The organism is Nocardia wallacei, assembly GCF_029868745.1.
Classification (GTDB): Bacteria; Actinomycetota; Actinomycetes; order Mycobacteriales; family Mycobacteriaceae; genus Nocardia; species Nocardia wallacei_B.
This window is the reverse complement of the sequence record NZ_JARWOP010000338.1, coordinates 21142-29229: the sequence shown is the minus strand read 5'-3', so window position 1 is coordinate 29229 and position 8088 is coordinate 21142. Positions and strand designations below refer to the sequence as shown.

General features: G+C 70.8%; 5 protein-coding genes and 1 pseudogene. 2 read left to right on the top strand and 4 right to left on the bottom strand.

The features are described 5' to 3' along the window. Both QH470_RS31565 and QH470_RS31560 read left to right on the top strand, forming a co-directional pair. Nucleotides 1–273: pseudogene (locus QH470_RS31565) on the top strand (hypothetical protein); the annotation flags it as partial. Nucleotides 274–327: 54 nt separating this feature from the next. Continuing rightward, nucleotides 328–1359, top strand: coding sequence for a TIGR03617 family F420-dependent LLM class oxidoreductase (locus QH470_RS31560; RefSeq protein ID WP_280276029.1), 1032 nt, complete (start codon nt 328–330; stop codon nt 1357–1359). Nucleotides 1360–1381: 22 nt separating this feature from the next. Here the strand turns inward: QH470_RS31560 and QH470_RS31555 are convergent, their stop codons facing one another. The 4 genes from QH470_RS31555 to QH470_RS31540 form a co-directional block, all read right to left on the bottom strand. After that, the gene (locus tag QH470_RS31555) at nt 1382–2209 is read right to left on the bottom strand and encodes an alpha/beta hydrolase (RefSeq protein ID WP_280276028.1); all 828 of its coding nucleotides are present in this window, start codon (nt 2207–2209) and stop codon (nt 1382–1384) included. Nucleotides 2210–2226: 17 nt separating this feature from the next. Beyond that, nucleotides 2227–4836 carry a PEP/pyruvate-binding domain-containing protein gene (locus QH470_RS31550; RefSeq protein ID WP_280276027.1) on the bottom strand — a complete coding sequence of 870 codons (2610 nt, stop codon included), beginning with the start codon at nt 4834–4836 and terminating at the stop codon, nt 2227–2229. Nucleotides 4837–4862: 26 nt separating this feature from the next. Then, nucleotides 4863–5540, bottom strand: a complete 678-nt coding sequence (locus QH470_RS31545; protein ID WP_280276026.1) for a TetR/AcrR family transcriptional regulator — start codon at nt 5538–5540, stop codon at nt 4863–4865. A gap of 112 nt (nt 5541–5652) precedes the next feature. Then, complete coding sequence (locus tag QH470_RS31540) at nt 5653–7953, bottom strand: MFS transporter (protein WP_280276025.1); 2301 nt, start codon at nt 7951–7953, stop codon at nt 5653–5655. Nucleotides 7954–8088: the final 135 nt, after the last annotated feature.

The following is an 8088-nucleotide window of genomic DNA, read 5'->3' as shown; positions in this document are numbered from 1 at the left end:
CCCGCCCCGCCCGCGGGGGGGGGCGCGGGGCGGGGGGGGCCCGGGGCGCCCGCCCCCCCCCCCCCCCCGGCCCGCGCCCCCCCCGCCACCGGCGACTACCCCTTCTGGGGCGTCGAATACGCCTACAGCAAGGGCGAACTCCCCTACGACTCGCTGGCGGCGGCCTTCCTCCGCTACCTCACCGACCGAGCGGGCAAGGACATCGTGCGCTCCCACGGCGACACACCCTGCGGCGATCTGCCGCAGCCGGGAGCGTGCAGTCCCCGTTCGTGAGCGCCCGGCGTCATACTGCTACGGCAGTTGCCTGCCGGACCGTGAGGACATCGTGTGAAAGTGCATCTTCAGATCGAGGGTTCGCCGGCCGAGGTGCGCGACAGCGCCCGTGCCATCGCCGCGGCGGGGGCCGACGGGATCTTCTCCTTCGAAGGGCCGCACGACATCTTCTTCCCCCTGGTGGTCGCCGCGGGCGAGACCGATCTGGAACTGATGACCAACGTGGCGATCGCCGGGCCGCGCAGCCCGCTGCACCTCGCCCACGCCGCCTACGATCTGCAGGTGTACAGCCGGGGACGGTTCCGGCTCGGGCTCGGTTCACAGGTGCGCGTGCACATCGAGAAGCGCTACGGCAGCCAGTGGGGCCGCCCGGCCCGGCGCACGGCGGAATCGGTGGCGGCCGTCCGGGCCATCTTCGCCGCGTGGGAGGGCAAGGCCCCATTGGACTTTCGCGGCGAATTCTTCACCCACACGCTGATGCCGCCCACGTTCGACCCGGGCCCCAACCCGTTCGGACCGCCGCCGGTGCTCATGGGCGCCCTCGGGCCGATCATGACCCGCACGGCCGCCGAATTCGCCGACGGCCTTTTGGTCATGCCGTTCAACAGCACCGAGCACTTCACCGAGTACACCGTGCCCGCGATGAAGGAGGGCCTGCGGCGGTCGAATCGCGGTCTCGGCGAATTCGAGGTGATCGCCCAGGCCATGGTGGCGGTCGGCCGCACCGAGGCGGCGCTTACGGCCGCCGTCGACGGTGTCGCCCGCCTGATCGCCTTCTACGGATCGACGCCGCCGTACCGCTCGACCCTCGCGGCCGAGGGCTGGGCGGACCTGCAACCCGAGCTGAACGGCCTGTCCAAACAGGGCCGGTACGCCGAGATGCGGGCCTTGATCACCGAGCCGATGGTGCGCGCGCTCGGCGCCGTCGGCACGCCGGAGGAGTGCGCGGAGCAACTGCGAGAACGCTACGGCGACTACGCCTCCGACCTCTGCTGCTATTTCCCCGGCTACCGGCCCGACCACGCCGATGTCACCGACCTGGTCGCCGCGCTGCACGCGATGGAACCACCCGGCCGCCGCCATTGACCACCCGGCCGGGTGCCGCCGATCAGAATCCGTGCATACGCACCCAGTCGAGATATCGGTCCATCCACGTGTCGCACGGCAAACCCATGGCCCGCTCGGCGAACCCGTGCCCGCCGCGTTCGTAGGCATGCAACTCCACGGGCGCCCCGGCGGCCAGCCAGGCACGGTGGAGGGCGAGATTGCCCTCGAGCACACCGTCACCCGGATCGTCGGCGGCGAAGCAGAGGAACAGCGGCGGCGCATCGGCGGGGACCCGGTACTCGTGCCAGGTGGGCGGGTAGATCGGCGCCGCGAAGTCCGGGCGGTCGTCCGCGCCGGTGTACGAGGTCGCCGCGGCGAGCGCGAGCAATCCCCCGGCGGAGGTGCCCAGGATTCCGATGCGCCGGGGTTCGATCCCCCAGCGCCCGGCGTGCTCCCGGACGAAGCGGACCGCCCGCCCGGCGTCCTCGACGGCCACATGGGACTGCCGCCGGATGTCGTCCATGGTGTGCGCGGTCTCCCACCGACCGAGGAAGTCTTCGTCGGCGACAGGCGTGGGCAGCACCCGGTAACGCAGCACGAAGGCGGTGATGCCCTGGGCGGCAAGGCGTTCCGCGATCGCCGTGCCCGTGTCGGTGAGGGTCACGAAACTGCCGCCGGGACAGACGATCACGCCGGTGCCGGTGGCTCGGTCCCCGGTGGGCCGGTGCACCGCCAGCGCCGGGCGGGTGACGTTGCGGATCATGCCCAGGTTGTGATTACCCTGCACCTCCGGAAGCACCGTGTGCTGTCCGTAGGGCGTAGGGTCCAGCCCCGGTGCGGGATCGTCCGCCGCCAACGGGACGAGTTCGGCCGCGGATGCCGATCGCATATGTCCTCCTGGATGATTCATGATTCGGGGACGGTGATCACGCCGGTGTCGCCGTCGACGACGATCAGCCGGCCGGTTTGCAGGCGTTCGGTCGCGGTGCCGGTGCCGAGCACGGCGGGAATGTGGTACTCGCGGGCGACGATCGAGCTGTGACTGAGCGCGCCGCCGACGTCGGTGACGATCGCCGAGGCGAGCGCGAACAGCGGCGTCCAGGCCGGTGTGGTCATGGGCGCGACGAGCACGTCACCCGGTCGCATTCGGTCGAACTCGCTCGGGCCGTGGATGATCCGCGCCGGAGCGGTGACTTTGCCCGGACTGCCCGGAGTGCCCTTGATCGTCTCGCCGGAATCGGCATCCCCCTCGGGTGCGTGGTCCCGGGTGAATTCGATGCCCAGGATCCGGTTGCCGCCCTGGACCGGTAGCGCGACCGGCGGGCGCTGCGTGCGCCGGCGTCGCCAGAGGGCTCGGCGCTCGGCGATGGCCGACCGCGAATCCTGCGGCACCGCAGTCGCATCCAGCGCCGCGACCGCAGCCTCTAGTTCTGCCGCCTCCAGCCAGTACACGTCGTCCGCGGTCGTGACGGCACCAGCGGCGGTCAATCGGCGGCCGAGTTCGGACAGCAATCGCCGCGCCGCCGGCCAGCCCGCGCCCACATCGGCGAGCGCGTTCTCCCGCAGCGGCGCCGCGGCCTGTGCCCAGTGCAGCAGGCGCAGCGCCAGCGCGTGGCGCGGACCCGGCCGTCTCGCTTCGAGAGTGCGGACCGCCTCCGCGCGTCTGTGCCCGGCGGCCGACCGGCGCGCGGCCGGATCGGCGGCCTCGTCACGGAGGAAATAGCGCAGGGTCTGTATCAGGGCGGCCGGGTCGTCGGCGGGCAGCGGCTTGGCGAAATCGAGGTCGTAGACCATGTCGCCGTACGTCTCCAGGTGCGCCCGGAAGCGCTCGCGGAATTCTGCCTCGGCGGCGTCGCCCGTGCCTTCGTCCGGCGCGTGCGTGAGCGACTCGGCGGGCCAGCCCTCGATCCGGTCGGCCAGTCCGGGCTGGGTGCGGACCCACTGCGCCAGGTCGTACAGCGCTTGCTCCGCCAGGATCGGTTTGCTGTCGAAACCCAGCAGGAAGGTCGTGGCGGGCGGGTCATCGGCCCGCTTGATCGTGTTGTACACCTTGGTGAACAGCGACTCGCTCAGGTACGCCGCCGGCAGCGCTCCGCCCTGGATGACGAGGTAGTAGTCCGCGGCCTCGGCCACGATCTCGCGGATGCCGTCCAGCAGCCGGGCAGCGGGGACGGCTGTAATGTCCAGGGCCGTCAGGCGCGCGGCAGTGTCGCGATACCGCCGCCGCGCCGCCTGCCATCGCTCGGGTGCGGTGCGCAGGTACCGGGGCAGCGTGCGGGCGAGAAATCGCGGCTGCGCCACCATCATTCGCGCCAAGAGCGCGGGGGTGTAGTTGACGTTGTAGTACCCGTAGCCGTTGATGACCGCCAGCGGCCGGTCGAAGTACGGCAGCGCGATCTCGCGGTAGTGCGCGAGCGTCGCCCGCTCCCAGGCGGGTATCGCAAGCGTCGCGAACAGCGGCGACAGCGGCTCCGGCAGCAGTTCCATCACGCTGCCCCGGGTGTATTTGCCCTTGGGATCGGGCAATTCCCACTGCGCCTCGCCGGGCGCCTCGGGCAGCGCCGTGATCGGCCGGGCCTGCACCACGAACAGCCGCTGCTCGTGCAGCGCCCACTCGATATCCATAGGCTGCCCGTAGAACGTCTCGATCCGGACCGCGATACGCGCCAGCTCGGCCGCCTGTTCGGGCCGCAGCGCCGGACGCTCGCGCCGGTCCGCGGGCACCGGCTCCTCGCGGGTGCCGTCCGGGGTGCGGATCGTCATGATCTGCTTGTCGGCGATCTCCTCGCGCACGATCGCACCGCTCGCCTTGGCGACCACGAAGGTGTCGGGCGTGACCTGGCCGCCGACGACCGCCTCTCCCAGTCCCCAGGCGGCGTTGATCAGCACCTCGTCCCGCGCACCGGTCAATGGATCGGCGGTGAACGCGATCCCGGCCGCGTCGGCGGGCACCAGTTCCTGCACCACGACGGCGAGGGCGACCTCGCCGGAATCGATGTCGTTGCGGGCCCGGTAGCCGATGGCCCGGTCGGTCCACAGCGAGGCCCAGCAGCGCCGGACCGCGGCCAGCACCGCGTCGGCGCCACGGATGTTGAGGTAGGTCTCCTGCTGCCCCGCGAACGACATCTCGGGCAGGTCCTCGGCGGTGGCGGAGGAGCGCACCGCCACGGCCACCTCGCCCAGGTGCTTGTAGGCGGCGTCGATCTCCTCGGCGACATCGTCCGGAATCTCTTGCGCGGCAATCAGTTCGGCGATCTCGGCCGCCGCCTCCGCCCAGGTTTCGGGCTGGTCCGCGGCCACCCGCGCGGCCACCGCGAGGATCCGGTCGTGCAGACCCGCCGCGGCGACGAATCGCCGGTAGGCCGTAGTGGTGACGTGGAAACCGGGCGGCACCGGCAGCCGCGCGGCGGCCATCCGGGCGAGGGAACTGCCCTTGCCACCGGCCCGGTCGAGGGTCGCGGCGGGGTCCGCGAGCGGCAGCGTGTACGAATCATCCTGCGGGACAGAGCTGTTCATATGCTTCTCGATTCTCTACGCCGGATTCAGGCGGACAGGTTGCGGCGGGCCCGCGAAAGCCCTTCCAGCAGAACGGTGCGGCCGGCCTCGAGGTCGGCGGCGGCGGGCGGGGTGAGGCCCAGCTCGAGCCACTCGGCGAGTACGTCGACCATGGCGCCGGTGGTGGGCACGTCCGAGGCAGCCGCCTGTGCGCGCTGCGTCGAAAATGTCTGCCGCAGCGCCGGTGTCAGGGCATCGAGGATGTAGCCCGCGGCGTGCACGTCCACCTCGGGCCGGACCACCCCGGCCGCCTGCATGTCCGACAGGAACTCGCTCGTGCCGAGGCTTTCGGCGCGGTCGAAGAAGCTGCCGGGTTTGCGGAGATATTTGCCGAAGGTGGGCTCGTCGCGGGCGACGATCGCCGCCGCCAGCGGCAGCTGCGCCAATGCCCCGGCCATGGCCCGATACACGCTGGCCACGCTGCCGCCCTGCGGATCCGACCGCAGGTGCTCGCTCCAGCGTTGCGCGTACCGGTCCAGTTCACGCCGGACCACCGCCTCGACCACGCTGTCCTTGGATTTGAAGCGCAGATACACCAGCCCTCGGTGCAGGCCGGTGGCATCGGCGACATCGCCGACCGTCAGCTTGTTGTACCCCAGCCGCAGCAGCAGATCCTCCGCCGCGTCGAGGATGGTCTGTTCGCGCTCGACCTCGTCGACCGTCATTCTTGACCTCTTGACAGTTTTTGTTGTTTTGTCAAAAGATACGTCCGCCCCGGGCTTCCCGTCAACACCCACGGCGACCGGCACCTGTCGCGGTGCCGGTCGCCGTCGCCGACTACCGCACCGGCGCCTGCTGCTGGTCGTAGCTCAGCTCGACATCGTGGGTGCTCTCCCCGGCCACCGTGACATTGCTGACCACCGACGGATAACCGCGAGTCACGACCGCGTACTCACCGGCGGGAAGGTCGCGGACCAGGTAGCGGCCCTCGTCGTCGGTGCGAGCGGTCGCGATCGGCTCGCCGGTCGCGTCGAGCACGGTCACCTGCGCGTCGGGCACCGTACGGTCCCCGGCTCGCACCGCACCGGCCAATGTCACGATCGGGGCCAGTTCCGCGTCGTAGCGCAGCAGACCGCTCTCGGGCACGGTCAGCGTCGCCGCGTGCGGCCGCGTACCGGGCGCGACGACGACCACCGTGTGCGTGCCCGACGGCACGCCGCGGCAGACGTAGCCGCCGTCCCCGCCGGTGACCGCCGCACCGACGACCTCGCCCCGGGTATCGGTGAGCGTGACGGCCGCACCGGCCACCGGCTCACCCGCTCCGGCCCGGCGCACGATGCCCGACAGCTGTCCGGAGCTCGGCAGGGTCAGCTCCACCGGCAGCGGCCGCGCGGCGACGGTGACATTGACCGCCACCGGACGGTGTCCGTTCGCGGCGCCGATCAGGACGTAGTCACCCGCCTCCGGCACCTCGAGGTGATAGCCGCCGTCCGCGCCGCCCGTCGTCCGCGAAACCTGGTGCCCGCGTTGATCTATCAGGGTCAGCGCCACGTTCGGCACCGGCTCGCCGTTCTCGCGGCGCACGTGCCCGGCGATGGACCGGGTCTCGCTGTCCAGACCGGACGCCACCGCCGCCGAGACCGCGGGTTCCGGGGCCGATCCCGCGGCCGCGAGCAACGTCTCGTCCGGAATCCGATCGGCCACCGCCGAGCGCGGTTCCGCGCCGCTCACCTGCGCGCTGTGCGGTTCGTGCGCCCGGACCGACGGCACGATCACCGCGGCGCCCGCCGCCAGCACCGACACACCGGCCAGGAACCAGAAGACATTGGAATAGCCCGAATCGGCGGGCAGTCCGTGCGCGGTCTGCGCGCCCGAGGTCAGGATCACCGAGGAGATCGCGCTTCCGATCGCGCCGCCGACGGTGCGCACATTGGCGTTCATGCCGGTGGCCGCGCCGGTCTGAGCGGGCGGCACCGCCGCGACGATGATGGCGGGCATCGAAGAGAACGCCAGTCCGATACCGACGCCGATCAAGGCACCGGCCGCGTAGATCTCCCAGCTGTGATCGTGGCCGATCGCCAGCATCACGAACGCCGGGACGGTGATGAGACTGCCGATCAGCACGATGAACTTCGGACTGATCCGCGCCGAGAGCGGGCCGATGGTGAGGCCGATGACGAACATGGCCGCCGACAGCGGCAGCATGTAGAGGCCCGATTGGGTGATGCTCGCGCTCAGGCCGTACCCCGCAACGGATTTCGGCGTCTGGAGCAGCTGGGGCAGGAAGGTCATCATCGCGTACATGCCCGCACCGGTCAGCACGGCCACCAGGTTGGTGGTCCACACCGCCGGGATGCGCATGGTCCGCATATCGATCAGCGGCGTCCGCGATTTCAGTTCGACGACGATCCACGCGGCCGCCGTCACCACCGCCAGCGCGAACAGGCCGAGGGTCAGGCCCGAGCCCCAGCCCCACGCCGGTCCCTTGCTGACCGCCAGCAGCAGGGCCACCAGCCAGGCCGAAAGCAGCAGCGCGGCACCCCAATTGATCCGGCCCGGACTGCGCACCGGCGATTCGGGCACGAACAGCACCGCCGCCACGGCGGCCACCGCGGTGATGATCATCGGCACCCAGAACAACCAGTGGTAGTCCAGATGGTCGACGATCGGCCCGGCCAGCACCAGGCCCACCCCGGACCCGACGGCGATCAGCGACGAGGCGATACCGACCGCGCCGTGCAGCTTGCGCGCGGGGAACTCGTCACGAATGATGCCGAACGCCAAGGGAATCACGCCGCCGCCGAGGCCCTGGATCACCCGCGCGACGATCATCACGCCGATGGAATCGGTCAGCGCGGCGATCAGCGAACCGATCGTCAGCGCGACCAGCGTGACGACGAGCATCCGCTCCTTGCCGACCTTGTCGCCGATCCGTCCGAGAATCGGCGTCGCGACCGAGGCCGACAGCAGGTAGCCGGTCATCAGCCAGGTCGCCGTGCTCTGCGTGGTGTGCAGGGCGGGAATCAGCACCGAGAGCACCGGCACGACCATCGACTGCAGCAGCGCGTACGCGGAGATCCCGAGCAGCAGTACCGCGAAGACGACGTTGTAGTGCGGGCGAGACTTCACACGCGCCATGGGTCAGGGATCCTCCACCAGTTGAAACGGAGCGTCTCTCCGGTTAATCACCGTAACAGAAACGCGGCCCCGTTCCCTTTGGCCCGCATGTGATCTCACCCTCCTTCGAGGGGCCACTGTGAGATTCGCCTCCCG

Excerpts from the sequence above, each read along its gene's own strand:
- QH470_RS31545 (WP_280276026.1), bottom strand. The coding sequence starts at position 5,540 with ATGACGGTCGACGAGGTCGAGCGCGAACAGACCATCCTCGACGCGGCG.
- QH470_RS31550 (WP_280276027.1), bottom strand. The coding sequence starts at position 4,836 with ATGAACAGCTCTGTCCCGCAGGATGATTCGTACACGCTGCCGCTCGCG.
- QH470_RS31540 (WP_280276025.1), bottom strand. The coding sequence starts at position 7,953 with ATGGCGCGTGTGAAGTCTCGCCCGCACTACAACGTCGTCTTCGCGGTA.
- QH470_RS31555 (WP_280276028.1), bottom strand. The coding sequence starts at position 2,209 with ATGCGATCGGCATCCGCGGCCGAACTCGTCCCGTTGGCGGCGGACGAT.